The organism is Desulfoluna sp. (genome assembly GCF_030145185.1).
Classification (GTDB): Bacteria; Desulfobacterota; Desulfobacteria; order Desulfobacterales; family Desulfolunaceae; genus Desulfoluna.
Genome location: NZ_JAQYWB010000005.1, coordinates 32850 through 52542, shown reverse-complemented (window position 1 = coordinate 52542; position 19693 = coordinate 32850). Strand labels below are relative to the sequence as shown.

The 19693-nt window shown below is 55.1% G+C and carries 18 protein-coding genes; 13 read left to right on the top strand and 5 right to left on the bottom strand.

Annotated elements, in window-relative coordinates:
• Positions 1-118 precede the first annotated feature (118 nt).
• Positions 119-1267 carry a 4Fe-4S dicluster domain-containing protein gene (locus Q1Q75_RS02300; RefSeq protein ID WP_300667398.1) on the top strand — a complete coding sequence of 383 codons (1149 nt, stop codon included), beginning with the start codon at positions 119-121 and terminating at the stop codon, positions 1265-1267.
• Between the two features lie 535 nt (positions 1268-1802).
• Here the strand turns inward: Q1Q75_RS02300 and Q1Q75_RS02295 are convergent.
• Positions 1803-2390, bottom strand: coding sequence for a CDP-alcohol phosphatidyltransferase family protein (locus Q1Q75_RS02295; RefSeq protein ID WP_300667397.1), 588 nt, complete (start codon positions 2388-2390; stop codon positions 1803-1805).
• A gap of 362 nt (positions 2391-2752) precedes the next feature.
• Between Q1Q75_RS02295 and bioD the strand changes: the two genes are divergently transcribed.
• The 12 genes from bioD to Q1Q75_RS02235 all read left to right on the top strand — a co-directional run bounded on the left by bioD (position 2753) and on the right by Q1Q75_RS02235 (position 15783).
• A complete protein-coding gene (bioD, locus tag Q1Q75_RS02290; RefSeq protein WP_300667396.1) occupies positions 2753-3460 on the top strand; it encodes a dethiobiotin synthase in 708 nt (235 codons plus the stop codon).
• A complete protein-coding gene (locus Q1Q75_RS02285) occupies positions 3457-4332 on the top strand; it encodes a pseudouridine synthase (protein ID WP_300667395.1) in 876 nt (291 codons plus the stop codon). Before bioD ends, Q1Q75_RS02285 begins: the two co-directional genes overlap by 4 nt.
• Positions 4333-4593: 261 nt before the next feature.
• Positions 4594-5574 (top strand): biotin synthase BioB, encoded by a 981-nt coding sequence (gene bioB, locus Q1Q75_RS02280; RefSeq protein ID WP_300667394.1) that lies wholly within the window; start codon positions 4594-4596, stop codon positions 5572-5574.
• Positions 5574-5861 (top strand): hypothetical protein, encoded by a 288-nt coding sequence (locus Q1Q75_RS02275; protein WP_300667393.1) that lies wholly within the window; start codon positions 5574-5576, stop codon positions 5859-5861. Before bioB ends, Q1Q75_RS02275 begins: the two co-directional genes overlap by 1 nt.
• Complete coding sequence (locus tag Q1Q75_RS02270) at positions 5858-6601, top strand: SDR family oxidoreductase (RefSeq protein ID WP_300667392.1); 744 nt, start codon at positions 5858-5860, stop codon at positions 6599-6601. Before Q1Q75_RS02275 ends, Q1Q75_RS02270 begins: the two co-directional genes overlap by 4 nt.
• Before the next feature lie 130 nt (positions 6602-6731).
• The gene (locus tag Q1Q75_RS02265) at positions 6732-7097 is read left to right on the top strand and encodes an acyl carrier protein (protein WP_300667391.1); all 366 of its coding nucleotides are present in this window, start codon (positions 6732-6734) and stop codon (positions 7095-7097) included.
• A 236-nt stretch (positions 7098-7333) separates the two neighbouring features.
• Positions 7334-8563, top strand: a complete 1230-nt coding sequence (locus tag Q1Q75_RS02260) for a beta-ketoacyl synthase (protein WP_300667390.1) — start codon at positions 7334-7336, stop codon at positions 8561-8563.
• Between the two features lie 293 nt (positions 8564-8856).
• Complete coding sequence (locus tag Q1Q75_RS02255) at positions 8857-9276, top strand: hypothetical protein (RefSeq protein ID WP_300667389.1); 420 nt, start codon at positions 8857-8859, stop codon at positions 9274-9276.
• Positions 9258-10391, top strand: coding sequence for an 8-amino-7-oxononanoate synthase (locus Q1Q75_RS02250; RefSeq protein ID WP_300667388.1), 1134 nt, complete (start codon positions 9258-9260; stop codon positions 10389-10391). Before Q1Q75_RS02255 ends, Q1Q75_RS02250 begins: the two co-directional genes overlap by 19 nt.
• Positions 10392-11231: 840 nt before the next feature.
• Positions 11232-13100, top strand: a complete 1869-nt coding sequence (locus Q1Q75_RS02245) for a hypothetical protein (protein ID WP_300667387.1) — start codon at positions 11232-11234, stop codon at positions 13098-13100.
• 48 nt (positions 13101-13148) lie between these two features.
• Positions 13149-14549, top strand: a complete 1401-nt coding sequence (locus Q1Q75_RS02240; protein WP_300667386.1) for a hypothetical protein — start codon at positions 13149-13151, stop codon at positions 14547-14549.
• 685 nt (positions 14550-15234) lie between these two features.
• Positions 15235-15783, top strand: a complete 549-nt coding sequence (locus Q1Q75_RS02235) for a hypothetical protein (protein ID WP_300667385.1) — start codon at positions 15235-15237, stop codon at positions 15781-15783.
• 923 nt (positions 15784-16706) lie between these two features.
• Here Q1Q75_RS02235 and Q1Q75_RS02230 read toward each other — a convergent pair.
• From Q1Q75_RS02230 to rd, 4 genes are all read right to left on the bottom strand, one after another.
• Positions 16707-17396: a DVU0298 family protein gene (locus tag Q1Q75_RS02230; protein ID WP_300667384.1), complete on the bottom strand. Its 690-nt coding sequence runs from the start codon at positions 17394-17396 to the stop codon at positions 16707-16709.
• Between the two features lie 299 nt (positions 17397-17695).
• Positions 17696-18055 carry a DsrE family protein gene (locus tag Q1Q75_RS02225; protein ID WP_300667383.1) on the bottom strand — a complete coding sequence of 120 codons (360 nt, stop codon included), beginning with the start codon at positions 18053-18055 and terminating at the stop codon, positions 17696-17698.
• Positions 18056-18186: 131 nt separating this feature from the next.
• Positions 18187-19395: a flavodoxin domain-containing protein gene (locus Q1Q75_RS02220; protein ID WP_300667382.1), complete on the bottom strand. Its 1209-nt coding sequence runs from the start codon at positions 19393-19395 to the stop codon at positions 18187-18189.
• A gap of 132 nt (positions 19396-19527) precedes the next feature.
• Entirely contained in the window at positions 19528-19686 is a 159-nt protein-coding gene (gene rd / locus Q1Q75_RS02215; protein WP_300667381.1) for a rubredoxin, read from the bottom strand.
• Positions 19687-19693 lie beyond the last annotated feature (7 nt).

Sequence of the window (19693 nt, the reverse complement as noted above, 5' to 3'; positions counted from 1 at the left end):
GGGATGACCTTGCGTTGATTTTGGTCGATATGGATGGTACACGAACGATCTGAGTGTGCCCTTGAATGGCTGGTTGAGTAAAGGCAAAATTTTATGTGAATTTGGAGATTCTTCATTTATGTTGACCCGCGAGAACGTCACCGCAGACAAATATCAGGAGAAATTGGCCGAGCGTTTCAGCTCGGTCTGGCTCATCGGTCCGCCCATGGGTGAGGAGCTGCGGGCCTTGGTCTGCCATCTGTTTACCCCGGAAGAGGCCCGGGTGGTCCTGGGGCTTCCTTCGTATCTGCCCAAGAAAATGAGCCGGGTTGCCAAGCGGGCGGGGGTGCCTGCGGCTGAGGCCCTTCCCGTGCTGGAGAGTCTCGCAAGGAGGCGGGTTATTTTCGGGGGGACGTCCGGATATTCGCTGATGCCCTTGATCCCCGGGATTTTTGAGTATTTTCTTATGAATGGCAAAGAGACGCCCATGCACCGGGGGTTTGGGGATCGCATTACCCACCTCTTCAGCACGGGATATGTGAAGGATTTCCTCGGCTGGGTCAAGGCTCCCTCCATTCGCAACATTCCCATTGAAGAGCATGTGGAAAACCAGCAGGCCGTGGCGGACGCGGATCTGGTGGAGAAGCTCCTCGCCGCCCACGACACCTTTGCCGTGCTGAATGTTTGCCAGTGCCGTCAATCTGTCGCTTTTTCCGGGGGCTCCTGCAAACGGGCTCGGGTCGAGGACGGCTGCCTGCTCTTTGGCTCCTTTGCCGAAGGGGTGGTCCCCCAGGGCACCGGATACCATGTCACCCGTGATGAGATGCGGGCGGTGATCAAGGAGCGGTGGGCGAGAAACCTCGTCTTAATGACCGCCAACGTGTCCCACGAAAGCCCCAACGCCATCTGCACCTGCTGTGACTGCTGCTGCCACGGCCTGGAGACCATCAACCACTTCGGCGGCATGGCCCTCATGGCAGAACCCCGGTTTAAGGCGGTGGTGGATGTCACGGCCTGCACGAACTGCGGCCGCTGCCTTCGGGCCTGCAACACCAAGGCCCACTCCATCTCTAAAAAAGAGCACCTCTACGACCCCACCCGGTGCATCGGCTGCGCCGCCTGCCTCTCTGTCTGCCCGGAAGGGGCCATTACCCTTCAGGAGAATCCCTTGTATAACCCACCCTCGGAAACCTTTACCCGCCTTTTTATCCGGCTGAGTCCCAAGGTGGCGGTCTATGTGACCCGAGCCTTCCTGCTGCGGGTGAGAGCCCGGTTTTCAGGCGCCTGAAGGCTATCGCTTAAAAACAGCCTTTCTGTGGTCAAAGCTGGGTGAACCACAGAGGAAACGTCAAGAGCGTGCCTCCGGCGGGCAGGGGACAAATCCCCTGCACCCCAGGTTCGCGAATGCTCCCGACCTTCGTTCCTCAGGTCGATCACATTCGCTGACGGGCTGCGCCCGTGGGCAATAGTCTATTTGTAACTATTCAGTTTATGCCTCCGGCGGCTCTGCCGGGGGCCAACCTTTTGAAAAGGTTGCCAAACAGTTTTTTTGTTAACTACGCCAGAGTTATTCCGGTTAATGTCAACCCATGAGTCGTCAGTGAAAAGCCGCCAGCTCACGCCCATGCGGCCCACGTTGCCGACCTCCACTCTCCGGGCGAATGCGGACGCATTGCAGCCTCAAGAGACGCCTTCCGATGCGCATTCGCAAACCAGCTTTCGAGGTGGCACACCTCGCCGCCGGAGGCAGCCTTTTAAGAGCTGAATAGTTACTATAAAATCAGGCAAAAGTTTAGCCCACGGCAGGGCCGACGGAGGTGCTTTTAGTCTTTCGTCAGTTCCAGTGCGTGCCAGAGGGAGTGGACGTTGTAGTTCCATGTGGGGAGGATCAGGGTGATGAGGATGGACTCCACGGTGGAGGCCAGGTGAAGCATGGCGGAGAACCGAAAGGGTGCGCTGACGTCTTGGGTATAGAGAAGGACAATCAGGGAGATGGAGAGCAGCAGGGTGGCGCTTTTGGCGGTCCAGGTGTGGTAGCTTGGGGTCCTCCCGAATTTGACGTAGCCGCAGGTAAGCTGGGCAAAGCTGCCCACCAGAATCAGCATAAAGTAGGGAAGTTCGGTGTCGAGGAGATGGGGCCAGAGCCACCAGATGCAGGGCAAAACGGCAAGGGCCAGAAGGAAATCGGCCATGCTGTCGAGTTTGGCGCCCAGCTCTGTGGTGTGCTTCAGCAGGCGCGCGATGGAGCCATCAAAAAAATCCGACACCAGGGCTGAGGTGAGAAAGGCCAGGAAGGGGCGCTCCTCTCCGGTCCAGGCGAACCAGAGAATCACCGGGGAACAGGCGAGCCTGAAGAGGCTGATGGTATTGGGGACAGAATACAGAAGTGTGCGTAGAATATTACCAGCCATAAAGGGTATGCTCCAGTGAGAATCGGGGTAAAAAGTCCCAATGGCAGGGCTTTTGCAGCGTTCTTTTAACAATGTACACTTCATATCACTGCGGATCTCTCTGCGCAAGCCGGATGTCATGCTTCCTGAGCCTTTGTCTTTTTTATAAATGAGTGATGCCCTGTGGGGGTTTTTATTTGGTCAATTTATTTTGTGTACGAGCCTTTTTTGTGTGAATCTGGTGCGATGACCGGTGCGGATGATTGAAATAAACCTGGGTTCATAGTACCACTATGCACATTCTTTTTTCAGGGTGCCCAGGACTGCGGACTGTTCGTATTTCGGGCGTATCCCCGTTATTAACCTGCGATCTGGAGACTGTCATGTCCCCCATTCGAGATATTTGCATCACCGGAACCGATACCGACGTCGGAAAGAGTGTTCTTTCCCTTCTGGTGATGAAAATTTTGCGCGCCAATGGCTTGGATCCCCTCTACCTGAAGCCCTTTCAGACCGGTTGCCACAGCCCCACTCATCCCTACAGTGATCCCTCTTTTGTTTTGACCCTGATGGGGGGGCGTGATGAACCCAAAGATTCTGTCCTTTATTGCTTTCGGGAAGCCAAAGCGCCTTACTTTGCGGCTCGTGAGGAGGGCAAGAAGATCGACCCGGAAGCGTTTAAGACGTTTATTAAAGAGAAGAGAGCCCTGGGACGTCCCCTGGTCGTGGAGGGTGCCGGTGGTGCTCTGGTGCCGGTGACCGAACGATTGAACGTGATTGATCTCCTGGCCGAAGAGAAATTTGTCCATGTCGTGGCGGCACGGGCCGGCCTGGGCACCATCAACCACACTCTTCTTACCCTGGAAGCCATGGCTTCCAGGGGGATCACCCAGCCCTTTGTGGTGTTCATCGACCGGGATGGGTCCACGGAACCCGTGATGATCGCCGAGCATATGGAGGCGGTGGCCCGTATCACCGGTATCCGCCCTGTGGCTGCCATCGGGCGCATGTGCTGCATCGAAACGGAATCCGAAGCCATGGCACAGCGTCTGTCCCCCATGCTGCGGGCCATGGGAGTGGAAACCCCATGAGTCGGAGTCCTTTTGCGTCCACGGTGACGGTGGGGGAGGCGATTCCTGAGGGCACGCCGATCCTGGCTTTTTTGGAGACGCGCTTTCCGACGATTCCTCTTGATATCTGGGCCTCGCGTCTGGACGGAGGCCTGGTGACCGACGCACAGGGGAGGCCACTCTCCCATGCGACCCGGGTCTCTCCCATGATGGTGCTTCATTATTTTCGAGAGGTGGCGTATGAGGAGCCCGTTCCTTTTGTCGAGGAGGTGATCTATGCCGATGACCACCTGATCGTCGCCTGCAAACCTCATTTTCTGCCGGTGATTCCGTCTGGGAAGTTTGTGAACGAGACCCTGCTGGCCCGTCTGAGAAAGCGGTTCGATACGCCGGACCTTGCCCCCGTGAACCGTATCGACCGAGAGACGGCGGGGCTGGTTCTCTTTTCTCGGCAGAAAAAGAGCCGGGGCCTTTATCAGAGCCTTTTTATGGATCGGAAGGTGAGCAAGGTCTATGAGGCCCTCTCCTTAAGTCGGCCGGAGACCGAAGGCCCTTTTCACGTGGAGAATCGCCTGGTTTCCGGGGATCCGTGGTTTCGTATGAAAGTTGAGGCTGGCACCCCCAATGCCATGTCCACCCTTGAGTGCCTCTCCCCCCGCGGAAAGGGAGGGCTCTACCGCATTTGCCCCCTCACCGGGAAAAAGCATCAGATCCGGCTTCATATGTGTGCCATCGGCGCACCTATCGCAAACGACCGCCTCTATCCGATCCTTTTAGAGGAGGCCCCTCCCGACTACGAAAATCCCTTGAAACTCTTGGCCAAAGAGGTTCTTTTTACCGATCCGATCTCCGGGAAAGCCTGTCATTTTGTCTCTCCACGATCCCTTGCATGAGGGTGTTTGCCGGACAATAACGACGATTGTTTTTCGTTATTGTCCTGTCAACCATGATTCGAGGTAGGGTTGACAGGTGGGCTGATATGGCTGTATAACGTGCCCTTTAGATGCAAATAAGATTCGTGAAACGAAGCATTTTTGTTTTTCGTCTCTTTGATTTGTTGCAACGTTATTATCATCATTGCGATTGAGGTATCCCCCGCTCTGGCAGCCCGCTTTCGAGGTGGCTTACCTCGCCGCCGGAGGCAGGGACCATCCATGCAGACCCATGAATTCATACGAAAATTGATTGTCGACCCTTCTTATGAGGTGAGTGAAACCGAAGCCCTGGCCCTGGCCGGGGTGGGCACTGAGGCGCTGTTGCCTTTGCTTGAAGCGGCTCAGATCAGGCGGCGGGAGCGCCAGGGAGATTCGGTCTTCCTCTGCTCCATCGTGAACGCCAAATCGGGCAAGTGCTCCCAGGATTGTGCGTTTTGCGCCCAGTCGGCAAGCCATGAGACAGGGGTGGATATTTATCCCCTGATGGATGAAGAGACCCTGGTGGAACGCGGCCTTGCCATGGCCCGGGCCGGGGCCACCCGTTTCGGGATCGTCACCAGTGGGCACAGCCTCAACGATGCGGAAATCGATCGGGTCTGCCGTGTGGTGGAGCGTCTCCGAAAAGAGACCGATCTCACCCTCTGCGGATCCCTGGGGATGCTGGACGCCAAACGGGGCGAGCGGCTTCGTTCAAGCGGTTTGGGGCGCTACCATCATAACCTGGAGACCTCCCGCAGTCATTTCGACGCCATCTGCACCACCCACACCTACGATGAAGACATCGAAACGGTTCAACTGGCGGCAGAGCTGGGATTCGGCGTCTGTTCCGGCGGCATCCTTGGCATGGGAGAGAGCTGGGCCCAGCGCGTGGAGCTGGCCCTCACCCTGAAAGGGCTTAACGCCGATACCCTTCCCATCAATTTTCTTACGCCGGTGGCGGGGACCCGCATGGCAAATCGCCCCCTGATGCCTGCCTTAGATGCCTTGAAATCAGTGGCCCTGTTTCGAATTATTGCCCCGGAGAAGAGGATTACCGTCTGCGGTGGCCGGGAAGTGACCTTGAGGGACTTCCAGTCCTGGCTTTTTTCCGCCGGGGCCGATGGCCTTATGGTGGGGAATTATCTCACCACTGCCGGGCGCTCCCTGGAAGACGATATGAAGATGGTGGCCGATGCCGGTCTCAGCGTGGGAGAGGTGTGATGACCGCCCCTTTGTCTGGACATTTTGTCTTTGACGGTACCGATCCCCTTTACAAGGGGCATTTCCCGGGGACTCCCGTGGTGCCGGGGAGCCTCGTGGTGGAAGCGTTTGCCGCACGGCTCCAGGAGGCGGGGCATCGCCCCCTGGAGGCAAAGAATTTCAGGTTTCGTCGGTTTATTCCCCCCGGTACCTATGCGTATCAGGTCCATTTTGACAAAGGGCGGGCCTCCTGCAAGCTCTTTCATGGCGATAAACCGGCGGTGACCGGAGAGATGGTGATCAGATGAAGTTTACCGGAAAAACCGTGCTGGTTGTGGGCGGAAGCTGTGAGATGGCCCTGGCCCTTTTTCCGCTTCTTGCGGAGGCCGGGCTTGAGGCCGTGCTGACGTTTCGTTCGGAAGAGGGAAAAAAGAGGATTCAGGACACCCCGGGCACGATGCAGACCACCCCGTGTTTTTTTGACCTGGGAAAGGCCCTGGACCCTGATGGTTTTTCTGACGTGGACGCCCGGTTTTCAGAAGGGGGGCCGGACTACTTCGTGGATTTTGCCCACGGCAATCTGGAGAGCCTTGTGGCCACCGCATCCCCGGAAGAGGTGGGGCGCTATTTTCATGAAAATGTCACGGGTCGTTCCGCCCTCATCAAATGGGCGGCACGCCGCATGGTGGCCAGGCGTTTTGGCCGGATGCTCTATCTTTCATCGACCGCCGCGTTTCTTCAGAACGGGGGGCAGGGCTTTTACGCCGCCTCCAAAAAGGCGTGCGAAGCCCTTTATCAGGGCATCGGCATTGAGATGGCCAAAAAAGGCGTGACCACCGCCATTTTGAGGCCTGGTTACGTCGCGTCGGGACGCGCCGAGGCATTTATGGCCGAAAACGAAGCTTGGGTCAGGCAAAAAATACCTCTGGGGCGGGCGGCCTCTCCTGACGAGGTGGCCGAAACCTTGCTTTTTCTCCTTTCAGATGCTGCAAGGCCCATTAACGCCACCCCCATCACCATGGACGGTGGCCTGACGGCCTGTAAGTGATTGTATCTCGGTAAAAGGTGTGCCGGTGTCACGCGGTTTTTTTTATAAAATTTAAGCCCATCGAACGGGGATTCCCCTGCGGGAGCCCCTTTGGTTTGTATCAAAATGATGATGGAGTGAGACGTTTAACATGACGGTTTTTGAAAAAATTCAGGCCACCCTGGCTGATATTCTGGATGTGGAAACGGCAAGCATCGGGGCGGAGACGTATCTTTTCCGGGACCTGGAGGTAGAGTCCATCGATCTTCTGGAACTGGCCGTGAGCTTAAGCTCTGAGTTTAATATTGATGTCAACGATGACGAGGTTTTCTTAAAGACCCTGCGGGTCTATATCAGTGAGCCGGGTGATCAGGTGACCGATACCCGGGCCTACCTCATGGAGAAATACCCCTACCTGACCTCGACCCGCGTGGATGAAATCCTTGCGGACCAGGAGGACGGGCCGGTCCTTAAGGTGAAAGACATTGTGGACTACGTCAACTGGCGCAGCGTCTGAGTGATCCCGGTGAACAACAAATTTTGAGTGGATCCTGGCAAACCGGCCAATCAGGTACTTGTGAGGAACGGTGCACACCCTCGCACTTCACGCGAATGCGGACGCGAGGTGCTTAGAGTTCCGGCGGTCGTAGAGCATTCGCAAACCCGCTTTCAAGGTGGCACACCTTGCCGCCGGAGGCGTTTTCCGTTTTCCGTTTTTTGTTCTTCGTTTTTCGCTTAACTTAAGGAGTTTACATGCGCAGGCGTGTGGTGGTGACGTCCGTTGGGGTGGTCTCTTCCCTGGGGGCCAGATTTCAGGAGATCGGTGAGAGATTGGCTGACGGGGCGCCTCGTTTTACCTTTACGGGGGAAGAGGGGCTTTGGGCGGCGCCCGTGGAGGACTTCGATCTCAAGGCGTACACCGGGCGTTTCAAGGATGGGCGGTATCTTAACCGGGGGGCACAGTTTGCGGTGGCCTCGGCGGTGATGGCCATGGAGAGATCGGGGCTCTCGGAGAAGGAGAGGGCCGATACCGGACTTTTCTGTGGCAGCGGCCCCAACCTCGATGTCGGGGAAGAGTTTTCGAACATCCAGGGGGGTGAGATTTCCGAGGCGGGGCTTTCGGCCTTGTGGATGCTGCGGTTTCTTCCCAACACCGCCGCTTCGGCCATTTCTCGGCTCACTGGCATTCATGGCGAGAATTACACCTGCGGCAGCGCTTGTGCCGCCTCGCTGACAGCCCTTGGCGAGGGATTTCGAAAGGTGCGGGACGGGTATCTCGACACGGCTCTGGCCGGGGGCGGAGACTCTCGGATCAACCGGGGGGGGCTCCTTGCGTACGGGATGGCCCGGGCCCTGCATCGGAGCGAGGGGGACCCTTCCGGCGTGTATGCCCCCTTTGATGCGAAGCGCCAGGGCTTTTTGCCCGGAGAGGGGGGCGCTTTTCTTCTCTTGGAGGAGCTTGAGCATGCCAAGCGGCGCGGCGCCGAGATTTACGCAGAAATTCTTGGCTTTGGTTCGTCCCTGGACGGGTACAACATGACCGCCCCGGACCCTTCAGGAACCTGGGCGGAAAAGGCGGTGCGGCTGGCTCTTGACGAAGCCTTTATGTTGCCCTCGGAGGTGGATGCCGTCTCGGCCCACGGAACAGGCACACTCCTTAACGATCAGATGGAGGCTGCGCTCTTTGGGCGGGTCTTCGGCGGTCATCGGCCAGCTATTTTCTCCCTCAAGGCATGGCTGGGGCATCTGGCTTCGGCCTGCGGGGCCGTGGAGCTGGCCGTGACGCTGGCCGCCTTAACCCAGGGTGTGTTGCCTGCCAACCCTCACCTCAAGGCCCCCCTGGACCCGACCCTCGATTTTGTGGTCAGCGGTCGAGGCGCCGAAGGGATCTCGACCCTTCTTTTTGAAAATTTCGGCTTCGGAGGCCAGAACAGCGCCCTGGTGGTGCGCCGTTGGCGAGGTGGGGACACCTCGACACCCTAAAAAAAAATGCCTCCGGCGGCGAGGTGTGCCACCTCGAAAGCGGGTTTGCGAATGCGCATCGGGAGTCGTCATTCCGGGCTGAAAAGCGTCCGCATTCGCGTGAAGTGCAAGGAGACGCATAGTACGTCGCAAGTGCATGAGCTGTGGAGGAAAGGCTGTGGTCAATCAGGCATGTGGGCAGCGTTGGGCCAGCCGACATTGTTTTTAAAATCTGTTTGTTAAACTTTTTAAAAGTTTAGCCCCCGGCAGGGCCGCCGGAGGCGTTTTTATGTATTTGATCAGAGAAGGCCATAGTGAAACATATGCTTGAGACCCCATTTTTGAAGCTTTCCTGTATTTCAGCCGTTGGCGATGGGTTTATGACCGCCGAATCCGTGGCGTTGGGCGGACGCCCCCATGAGCTCCTGGAATCCATGGCTCAGTGTGCCGCCTATCATGTGCGGTTTCTGACCGGTTTCAGCCGTCAGGCCTTTCTGATGAAGGTGGCCCGATACCCCTTTCCTGCGTCGCCTGTGACGGGGGGTGTTACCATGACCGCCACCCTCACCGGGTCAGCCTCCGATGCCTGGGCGTATACGGTTACCGCTGAGCTTTCCGGTGAGACACTCACCGCCTCCCTGCTTATCGGAACCACCCCCTTTGACGACCGATTTGAGGCCGCGCGCCTTACTCCCCATTACCAGGAGATTTTTGCATGTTTGAAAAACGATTGAGACAGAAGCTGGCACTCCAGAAGGAGAAGGGGCTCTACCGGAATCCTCCGGTGGTGGAAGAAGGGGATAGCCGCACGGTGACGGTTGATGGGCGAACCCTGATCAACTTTGCTTCGAACGATTACCTCGCCCTGGGCCGCTCCGAGACCCTTCGTAAAAAAGCGGCCGACGCCTTCCTGCGCTACGGCACCTCCTCGTCGTCTTCCCGGCTCGTTTCGGGCAACGCCTCCGTGATCCGTGAGGCAGAAAAAGCCTATGCCGCCTATTTTGGCTATGAAGAGGCGATCTTCTTTCCTTCGGGGTACCAGGCCAACCTTGCCATCCTCTCCACCCTCTTCGGGCCGGACGAGAGCCTTTTCTTTGACAAGCACGTTCACGCCAGCACCGTCAAGGGCATGCAGTTGGGCTCTGCGCCCTTTAAAGGCTTTCGCCACAACAGCATGAGCCACCTGGAAAAAAGGCTGAAAAGTGCCCCCGGTAATTCCGTGGTGGTGACCGAATCCCTCTTCAGCATGGATGGCGACACACCGCCCCTGGCCGCCCTTGCTGAACTTAAAAAAAAGTACGGTTTTTTAACGGTGGTGGATGAAGCCCACGCCTATGGCGCCCTGGGCACCGGAGGCCGCGGCATCGCCCGCAATGTTGCCGATGTGGCCCTGGGCACCTTCGGCAAAGCCATGGGCCTCTTCGGCGCTTTTGTACTTCTCCCCTCCCTCTACCGGGAGTACCTTTTTAATTTCGCCTCCCCCCTTATCTACACCACAGCTCTCCCCGAAGCCCACGCCATCACCGCCCTGGCCGTCCTCTCGGAAGTGGAACAGGCCAATGACAAGAGGGCGCATCTCGCCCACCTCAGCCGGTATCTGACCCAGCTCCTCACCGATCGCGGATTCACCGTCTGCGGCGAAGCCCACATCCTCGCCGTTCAGATTGGAAACGAAGAGCGCGCCCATGATCTCGTTACAAAGCTCTTTGAACAGGGCTATTTCGCCTTTACCGCTCGATTTCCCACCGTCCCTATGGGCCAGGCCATCATCCGCCTCAGCCTCACCGCCCATCACACCGAAGACGACCTGCAAAAATTTTCCGACGCGCTTTTCAACTTGGGCTCATAGAAAAAACAGCCTCCGGCGGCAAGGTGGCGCCACCTTGAAAGCGGGTTTGCGAATGCGCATCGGGGGGCGTTGCTCCGGGCTGAAAAGCGTCCGAATTCGCGTAAACGCTATAGGTGTTGCGTCTTGCGTTGCAAGCGCCTGAGCTGCAGGTGAACTGGTTTTAACGCTGGGGATGGCGCTGGCTGGCATACGGACCCTCTGGACACGTGGATGAAAAAAGTGAGGTCCCCCCGGAAGCAGCGCCAGAATTCTGGATGATTTTCACCTGAGCAGTAACATTCCTTCGCCTGAGAGCATGTCAAAGAATCAGGTGGTTGGCCCCACGACATTTAGCGCTTGGAAAACTGTAAAATCTCTTTTAGCATGGCTTATACGTACTCCACTTCCCTTCAATTTGCTCGAGATATCCCTCAATATTGAGATGAACGGACTCTTCACCTTACGGGTTAAGCCGGTATCCTTTTATCCTGTGATATTCACCCCGCCTCGGGGCATCGCAGTCGTTTGTTTCGGATATAGGGAGACGCAGATAAGGGATAGTGGTTGGCTATATTGTGTTTTATTATGGTAGGTTGGTGCTGTTTTCCGATGTTATATTTTTATAAATAAACAGCGAGTCAAGTGAGAGGGGGCCGACGACATATTCCGTAAGTTCCTTTTTAAGTGACGATGAGTGTTCCCTTAAAAGGGTTGAAATATATGCGCCAAAATGGTAACAATGTTCGGTACGCGTAACAAGGTATGTGAATAAAATCGAAGGGTGCTCTACGTGACATCATTCTTTATCCGTTGAAGGGTCAGTGACCGTTTCAGTTATCTGTATCAGTCAGGGAGGACGACATGGCTTTTTCGGCCTTGGTTTTCCGGCAATCTATTGCCCATGTATTTTTTTTAAGCGCTTTTTTTGCGTCAGTGGCCCTGGCAACCCCTGAACCCATGAAAGAATGGGAGTTGGGGGGGGTTGAGGCCGGGACAGGTGTGAATATTGGCTTTGAAAATCTGACCATTCAACGGTCGGGAGGAACGTCCACTTTTTTCCCGGATTATGACCCCACGAAAGAGGTCGATGAACAAACCGAGTTTATTTCTTTTGCAGATATTACGGGTGAGCGAACAGTCAACGGGAACCTTTCCATCGAGGTGGGCGCTTACGAGGCACCCCAGAGAGATTGGTTCGTCAAGGATACGGCCAAGGTGAGGGTCTCAGATTTTTTGATTACTGGCTTAAATGATGTGTATGACCACCGAAGGAAGGATTACACCCTTGTCAAGGCCTCTGATTATAAGACCGATGCTGAGTCACGGGGTGTCCATGCCGTGATCCTGAACATGGGCAACGGCACCGATGTTTTTATGTCGCAGGACAGCTCCATGGGGCTCTCTTTTTCAGCAAGCGAATATCGGATTCCAGGTTCGAATGGATTCACGCAGGATGCCTTTGAGGTCGACAGCGGAACCCTTTCCATAACAGGCATGAAAACCTTTGGCCAGCGGGTGACGATTTACCCCCTGGGTGATATTCCAGGATTTGATACAGGCTTCTATCCTCCAGGAGAAATCCCGAACTATGTCACAGGGGAGGGGATCGCCCTTGAGATCCGCAGCAAATCCTCAATTGATGAAATCAAGCTAACGGCCCTCGATGGGACGGTCAACGCCCTGGTCAAGGGTGTTCATTTGCGGGAGAGCTTCAACCAGGATGTCCATAACCTCTACGGAAAGTGGGGGGACATGTCCAAGGATTACTTTAAAAGTGATGCCCCCGCCCAGTACCTGGGGAGCACCTACGACCCTGACGGGTATTACGGGACGCAATGGGATCCCAAGGATACCCCCATCAACCCGAGTCTTATCAAGACTCCGTATGAGGGCGGGCCGGATTATTACAATATGTACGACGGTTACATGATGAATGGGAACATCAATCAGGTTGGCTTTTACGATCTTGTGGGGGGGAAGAAGATGCCCTTTGAGCATGGTCAGAGCACTGATAATGACACGATAACGGCACGTCATTTTGGTGAGGTGGGGGGGCTCTATAAGCTGGAGGATGACTATCAGCTTCGCGATCAGGGCAGGGCCAACGCCATCGCCATCGAAGAACGGCCCATGACGATTCAGGTGAAAACAGGGCGAACCTATCAGCGTTACGACGCAGGGGCCGGCGAGTTGGTCGATTATTATGACGATCGCAGTTATGTGGCCATCAACTGGCCCCGGCACGGATCGGTACGGGTGGAAGAGATTCAGGGGTATCTCTCCGCTCCGGATGAGGGGCCATATAAAGACTTTGGCCCCTCCATGGGAAGCGTCATCCTCGACGGCATGCGGGCCAAGAAAACCTATATTGAAATTCCGGGTCGAGCCGAGCAGTACCTTATCACCGAGCAAAATATGCATTCGGACGGAACGCGTCATAACTATGTCTATGACGCGGGAATACTTCCAGATGAGATGAACTCAAATGGGCTTCCGTCTTGGGGGCAGCCCGACTGGGACCCCATCGGGCGTGGCCAACTGGATTTCTTAAGTAAGCTGGGAAATACCAGCTTAAACAAGCCCTCCACCACACCTAATTTAAACCCCACAGGAGGAAGGTGGGACCTCTACGATATATCGAAAAGTGTGGGCGGGGTGACGTATGATTTCTGGCATCTTTATGAGCCTGATTATCCCGGGGCCAGCGCCCGCTGGATTCCAGACCACTGATGATAGGTGATGTGTGTGAGACACTTGACATCTCAGAGGAGAGAACCCATGGGGTTTATCACTAAATTATTTATGATGACATCTAAGGTCTTTAGCGCGATGTGGGCCGGTGCTCTGTTTTGCTGGGCGGTTTGTTTTATGAGCATGGCAGAGGGCTCGGTGATCCCCATGAACGATGGCGCTTTATCTGATATTACGGCACAAACCAGCCCTATCTCCGTCAGCATGGAGAACGATACGGTGCGCATTTTTATGGACGCTTACATGGAGGTCTATCAGGAGACGGATAAGGTGCGTTTGGGGTATTATTACAAATCCCCGGCCGAATTGACCACTCGTAAGGCCTTGAACCCGGGAGATTACCCAAGCCTGGTATTGCTCGGACCTTTGAAAAAATGGGATTTTAAGGATGGGGATCCTCGCGTAGACTGGGAAGACTCAGATATCCCAGGGGGGACGTTTTCAGGGAATATACCCAGTGTGGATGAACAGCCTGATAAGTGGGGCTCGAAACGGTTCCGTGTGGAGATGGGCAAAGACTCCGGCGGCAACATGATCTACTCACCCTGGCAGCTTGCCACAGAGTATACTCTCTATCGTGGGGACGGCGAAGATAGCTTGATCAAGCAAACCGTCTATGTCCCCTGGGTGGATGACGACAATTATATGTATAAATACAAGAACAAAATTGGTGGCAAATGGGTGGATGGGGCTCAAGGGGATAATAATCAGCTGGTGCTTTTCTCCAGCGGGACGTACCGAAACCGCAACTACCTGGATTGGGATTTTGCTGTGGACAACCTGCGCATGGGGCAGAATCCGGATGAACCGGTGCGTATCAACGGGCTGGTGATTCGGCTTAAATATGACAACATCGATTCGGTCGATCGGAAGCTTACCGACATTATTGTGGGGACCAATGATCTCCAGGGGGATCTCTCCTTTGATTACAAACGGGCCACCGGAATTTACAGTCCCAAGTTGCCTCACCAGGCACGCCAGGTATGCCTCCAGGCAGGTGGCGATGGGAACGGTATTACCGGCTCGGATCTGGGGGCCGAGTTCAACTCTACCCCTCTTCCTGTCTTTTATCAACGGGACACCATGATGAGTCTGGTGGATCAGTTTAACCTGTCGCGAAACTATAAACAGCCCGAGGGCAAGGCCTGGATTGATGCTGTCCCGGATAACCCCTTGAGTAACAACCAGCACGCCGGTTTTTTTATTCGAATCGGATTGGATCGCAACAGCCCCCATTTCGGGTACCAGCTTGTGGGCGGCTACAATGAACGCATCGCCAGCTCCTTTCAGTACAAGGGGGAAGCGATCAACGAGTCCCTCTACCGGTGGTGGAACGGGAAGGCACCGTCACCGGAGACACACCAATATCCGGCTTCCCTTCAGAAGATCTATTCCAACGACCCCAATGTCATCGGCTACACTTATTAAGGAAAGAATCCGGGTTATTTTTCTTAAAATTAGTGGTGTCAGCTATCGCTTTGGGGCTCTATGGGTTGAGAAAGAGGATGGGCCAAGGGCCGAGAGGATCCCTGCTGCAGGTGTGAGATGGGCCTTTTATGGAAATATGATTTGATTTCAGCGGGTTTATTTTGGATGGGTCACTCCGGTCGAGCAGAGATGTTTCGACCAGATTTTTTTATGGTGAGGCTCCTGTGGTGGCGCTGGTGGCCTCTTCTGATCGTCTCTTTTACTTCAAAAGCCTTGGGACTCAAGGCGGTTTGAATAATGTGCGTTTCCTTCCTTCCTCCGCTAAAAGGTGTTGCTTTTTCTGCATTATTGGTATAACTATCCCGCTCGTTTGTTCCTTCGGTATCTCTTCATGTATCTTTTCATCCATCCAATACAGACCGACATCTTTGCCATACCATGTAAAGTACGTTCTGTTTGACGGCTCTGGAAGAAGCAACGAGCAGGGTGTATGCTTACGTTTAAATGTCAGTGCGTGAGCCTCTCTCTGCTTGGGAACCTGACGACGAAGGGGGCATCGACTCTTGAGGGATCCTCATGGCTGAACCATGGGGTGTTTTGTGTATGCCGGGAGAGATGCAGCGAAAAGGGGCAGACCTGTCATGATGCGAACAGCAACAGTTTATACAAAAGGAAACTCAAGACGATGACCCAGGTAAAAAAACATTTTTTCAGCGGCGGCCTGAAAGGCGCTGAGGCAGCATTTGGCGAGCAGGCAGAGAAGTACGGAATTGTTGAGACCACCTATGCCTTTGAAGGCCAGACCCTTTCGCGTGAGATGAACCTAGAAATTCTTTCGGAAGAGACGCTTAGAAAGGGCGATGTCAGCATGGAGATCGTCTCTGCCCGCATGGGACGACGCTATGCCCAGGCCGATAAGATCCGCAAGGTGTTTCAGGTGCTTTTTCATATGGTGAACAAGGGGTGCCAGGTTTTTGCCATCGGATGGATTCAGGATGATAACACCGTCAAAGGCGGGACCGGCTGGGCGGTAGAGCTCGGCAAATTCTTCAACCGCCCCGTGAGCGTTTTCGATCAGGAGAAGAGCCAGTGGTACACTTGGAAAGAGAACCGCTGGGCCCTGGACACTCCCGTGATTACTCAGACGACCTTTTGCGGCACCGGAACTCGGAACCTCTCCGATCAGGGCAAAGCCGCCATCGAAGAGCTCTTCAAGCGCTCCTTCGCTTCATAGGAAAAAAGCCTCCGGCAGCCCTGCCGGGGGCCCATGGATGCCCTCTATATGATAAATAGGGGCATCTGTTGCCGGCCTTTTTGCATGGCAGGACAGGAGGCCGTGTGCCCGTTATCTGCAGCAAGAGACCAGAGCCATCCCGGTTTTTCCGTCCGATCCCCTCACACACCGCCTTTTTTTATCCATTGCCACCCCATGGCATTGTTGCATCGCGTTTGCAAATCTGTTTTTTATGTGGTTTTTGCCACCGTGGCGTCGCCACCCCATGCACCCAGGTTCGCGAATGCTCCCAGCCCTTCGTTTGTCGCGCCGTAGTCCATTGACCTAACCCGGATATTTCACGAGTTGGGTACGCTCATATGCAAGGCATCAGAGCTGAAGATGTAGTGGTTTACCTCAAAGCTCTGATAACGCGGCAGATGAGTGCACCCGGCTCGCCCGAAGGGTGAGAAAATCAAACAGAATACCGTGGATTACATTTTACATTTTTGAAACGACTGAAAATATTACTGCAAAGAACTGTAATTACAAATTATTCCTTAGCCCTGATTGTTTTCTCATGAAATATCCGGGCTAAGTCGAATGGTGACGCACAGACATGGGCGCAGGCGGACTTGTCAGGTCAAATCACATCTGCTCTTAGGCTGAAATGTAATCGAGAACAATTTTTAAGGTCTGTTTGTTAAACCCAACTCATAAAAAATGGCAAAAGTTAGCCCCCGGAGTTATTCCGGTTAATGTCAACCCATGATTCGCCAGTGAAAAGCCGTCGACTCACGCATGTGCGACGCAGGTTGCTGACCGTCAGACGTCGGGCGAATGCGGACGCATTTCAGTCTCAAAAGGCGCCTCCCGATGCGCATTCGCAACCCCGCTTTCAAGGTGGCACCACCTTGCCGCCGGAGGCCTATGCTTTTTTGTCCTTAAGCTTTTTTGATCAGGGCTCGGGCCTGGTCTCCCACGGTGGTGGGGATGAGATCCCAGCCGGCGTAGAGGGTGAAGGGGGCAGGGGCGTCGACGAGGGGCTCGGCATAGGGAAGGGACTCCCTGTCATGGGTGCGGGTGGCAAAGAGCAGGGCAAGGCCCTGCTTGACAGGGTCTTTCGAGGTGAGGTGGGGGCGGACGTCAGGCAAGGCGTTCGTCACTTTTTCAGGGGCGACCTCCGCCAGGCGGCAGAGGCCCCAGAGGGCGCCGCGTTGAAGGATCTCATGTTCCAGAAAGTTTCCTTCCGCGTTGACGTAGGAGCAGAGGATTCGGTGGTATTCTTCTGCAAGCCGGCTGTTGACGGCCGAGATCTCTCCCATCGCCTCCGGCGCGCCCCAGCCGATCCCTCCAGATTCATCATTTAAGGTCCACATGAGGCGGCGTATGACGACGCGTGCCTCTTCCATTTTCTCCTGGGCCAGGGCATGAGTGACTATTCCCAGGGCGGTCACGGCCCGCCACCGGATTATTTCCTCACGATCACAGAAAAAACCAATGAGGGGGCTCACCATTCGCCTTAAGGGGTAGGAGAGGAGTTCTGCTTCGACGCTTTGGGGCGTGCCTTCCAGAAGGAGGGGACGAAGGGTGCGTTTTATTTCCCGTCCGCCGGATATTTTAATGTCTTTCATGGGGCCTCCTAAAGGGCGATGCGAGGGCGCGTTTTATATAAAAAGTACAAAGGCGAGCCTCCGGCGGCAAGGTGGTGCCACCTTGAAAGCGGGTTTGCGAATGCTCGACGGCTGTCGGAACTCTCAGTACCTCGCGTCCGCATTCGGGAAACACACAGTACGCCACAAGGGAATTAATTCTACGGATTTTCATGATTGGCCATCGCAATCATCAAGATCTGTTTATCAAACTTTTTAAACGTTTGGCCCCCGGCAGGGTCGCCGGAGGCTTTTTTGAATCACAATGGAACCGTGACCCCTCAGAAATTAATCACCGTATACCCCTGTTCGATATAGTGGGCGATGGACGGGTGGCCGCTCATGTCGGAGAGGGGAGTCAGGCCCGAGGCTTTCGCCCCCTCTCCCACGCCAAGTTTGGTGGCGCAGGCGAGGCAGTAGCCGTCGATGAGCCCCTGCTCGGTGACTTTTTTGAAAAGGGCCGGCAAGGGGGCGTCAAGAGATTCGATCTCAGGCAGGAGGGTGGTGGCCGGTCCCTCTATCACGATCTTAACAGGGTGGCCTTTCGCATGGAGGTCCAGTCCGTTCAGGAGCACGTGGATGAAGCAGCCGGGTTCCTGGCGATAAGCGAAGAGAGCAAAAGAAGTCGGTTGAGCGGTCATGGTATCTGGCCTCCGGCGGGTCACTTTTTGAAAAAAGCTCCGCAATAATGTTTCGGTTATGAATCGGCATGTTGTTGAAGTATAGCCCCCGGCAGGGGCCGCCGGAGGCATAAGCTGAATCGTTACTTTTTTTATTCTTGTGCTGAGCTTTTGGCTTTGACGGCTTCGCCGATGCGGACGCCGTAGTCGAAGCTTGCTTTAAGAGACTCCTTGTCGGGCACGTAGAGGGTTCGAAGGCCCTCGTCAATGCGTTCGAAGGCCATGGCGTCGAGCTCTTTGTTGAGGAGTTTGACGGCTTCGCCGCTCCATCCGTAGGAGCCGAAGGCTGCTCCTAATTTTCCGCGGGGTTTTAAGCCTTTTATGTAGGTGAGGACGTCGCAGAGGGTGGGAAAGATCTCGTTGTTGAGGGTCGGCGAGCCTACCACGAGGGCTCTGGCGTCCATGAGCTCAGTGATGATATCGCTTCGGTCCCAGTTGCGGACCTTCATGGGGATGACCTCAACGCCTGTTGAACGGGCGCCGTCCACGATCTCTTTGGCCATCTTTTCCGTGGAATTCCACATGGTGTCGTAGATGACGATCACCTTTTCCCGGTTTTCCTGGCGAGCCCATGCGCCGTAGCGCGCGATGATTTTTTCCGGATGCTTGCGCCAGAGGATGCCGTGATCCGGGCAGATCATATTGAGGGTCAGCCCCATGTCCTGGATTGATTCCAGGAGTTTCTCCACGCGGGGGGCGAAGGGCAAAAGGATGTTGGCGAAGTACGTTTTGGCATGGTCGAAGAGCCCTTCTCCCATTTCGTCGTCGAAGTTTTCGTGGGAGGCGTAGTGCTGGCCAAAGGCATCGCTGGAGAAGAGGATGCCCGCCTCCTTGATGTAGGTGAACATGCTGTCCGGCCAGTGGAGCATGCGGGTCTCGATGAAGCTGAGGGTGTATTTCCCCAGCTTCATCTCAGAGCCTGGCTTGACCACCTGGGTGTTTATTTTTTTGTCGTTAAAATGTGCGGTAAGGGCTTTTTCCCCCATTTTGGAGCAGTAGACCGGTTTCTCTTCTCCGATGAGGTGAAGCACCCGGGGAAGGGCCCCGGAGTGGTCCATTTCAGAATGGTTGCTGATGATACAATCGATTTTTTTGGGATCGATGACCTTGCGGATATTCTCCAGGAGCTCCTGGGTGAAGGGTTCCTTCACCGTGTCGATGAGCACCACCTTGTCGTCATCAACGATGAGGAAAGCATTATAGCTGGTGCCCCTGTGGGTGGCGTATCCGTGAAAATCTCTGATGTTCCAATCCTTGACACCCACGTCGTAGATGCCTTCGGCGATTTTAAGTGGTCTCATGTCAGCCTGTGATTCCTTTTTATACCCTGGGAGAGAGCCCGGATTCCCGGCGTGCAGCCGAGAGAACTCCGGGTTGTCCCATTCCTTCAATGAGAATGACCCCGGAAAGACGTCTTCCGGGGTTTGATTTTTCTACGCTTCTTCAAACTCGCTTTTACCCACGCCGCAGACGGGGCAGACCCAGTCTTCTGGCAGATCGGCAAAGGCCGTTCCGGCCTCGATGCCGTTTTCAGAATCGCCCTCTTCGGGGTCGTAGACGTAACCGCAGACCGTGCATTCATACTTTTTCATCAGATCA

Coding starts and splice junctions, on each gene's coding strand:
- Q1Q75_RS02270 (WP_300667392.1), top strand. CDS start 5,858: ATGAAGTTTACCGGAAAAACCGTGCTGGTTGTGGGCGGAAGCTGTGAG.
- Q1Q75_RS02230 (WP_300667384.1), bottom strand. CDS start 17,396: ATGAAAGACATTAAAATATCCGGCGGACGGGAAATAAAACGCACCCTT.
- Q1Q75_RS02225 (WP_300667383.1), bottom strand. CDS start 18,055: ATGACCGCTCAACCGACTTCTTTTGCTCTCTTCGCTTATCGCCAGGAA.
- Q1Q75_RS02265 (WP_300667391.1), top strand. CDS start 6,732: ATGACGGTTTTTGAAAAAATTCAGGCCACCCTGGCTGATATTCTGGAT.
- Q1Q75_RS02220 (WP_300667382.1), bottom strand. CDS start 19,395: ATGAGACCACTTAAAATCGCCGAAGGCATCTACGACGTGGGTGTCAAG.
- Q1Q75_RS02235 (WP_300667385.1), top strand. CDS start 15,235: ATGACCCAGGTAAAAAAACATTTTTTCAGCGGCGGCCTGAAAGGCGCT.
- Q1Q75_RS02275 (WP_300667393.1), top strand. CDS start 5,574: ATGACCGCCCCTTTGTCTGGACATTTTGTCTTTGACGGTACCGATCCC.
- rd (WP_300667381.1), bottom strand. CDS start 19,686: ATGAAAAAGTATGAATGCACGGTCTGCGGTTACGTCTACGACCCCGAA.
- bioB (WP_300667394.1), top strand. CDS start 4,594: ATGCAGACCCATGAATTCATACGAAAATTGATTGTCGACCCTTCTTAT.
- Q1Q75_RS02240 (WP_300667386.1), top strand. CDS start 13,149: ATGGGGTTTATCACTAAATTATTTATGATGACATCTAAGGTCTTTAGC.
- bioD (WP_300667396.1), top strand. CDS start 2,753: ATGTCCCCCATTCGAGATATTTGCATCACCGGAACCGATACCGACGTC.
- Q1Q75_RS02285 (WP_300667395.1), top strand. CDS start 3,457: ATGAGTCGGAGTCCTTTTGCGTCCACGGTGACGGTGGGGGAGGCGATT.
- Q1Q75_RS02295 (WP_300667397.1), bottom strand. CDS start 2,390: ATGGCTGGTAATATTCTACGCACACTTCTGTATTCTGTCCCCAATACC.
- Q1Q75_RS02260 (WP_300667390.1), top strand. CDS start 7,334: ATGCGCAGGCGTGTGGTGGTGACGTCCGTTGGGGTGGTCTCTTCCCTG.
- Q1Q75_RS02250 (WP_300667388.1), top strand. CDS start 9,258: ATGTTTGAAAAACGATTGAGACAGAAGCTGGCACTCCAGAAGGAGAAG.
- Q1Q75_RS02300 (WP_300667398.1), top strand. CDS start 119: ATGTTGACCCGCGAGAACGTCACCGCAGACAAATATCAGGAGAAATTG.
- Q1Q75_RS02245 (WP_300667387.1), top strand. CDS start 11,232: ATGGCTTTTTCGGCCTTGGTTTTCCGGCAATCTATTGCCCATGTATTT.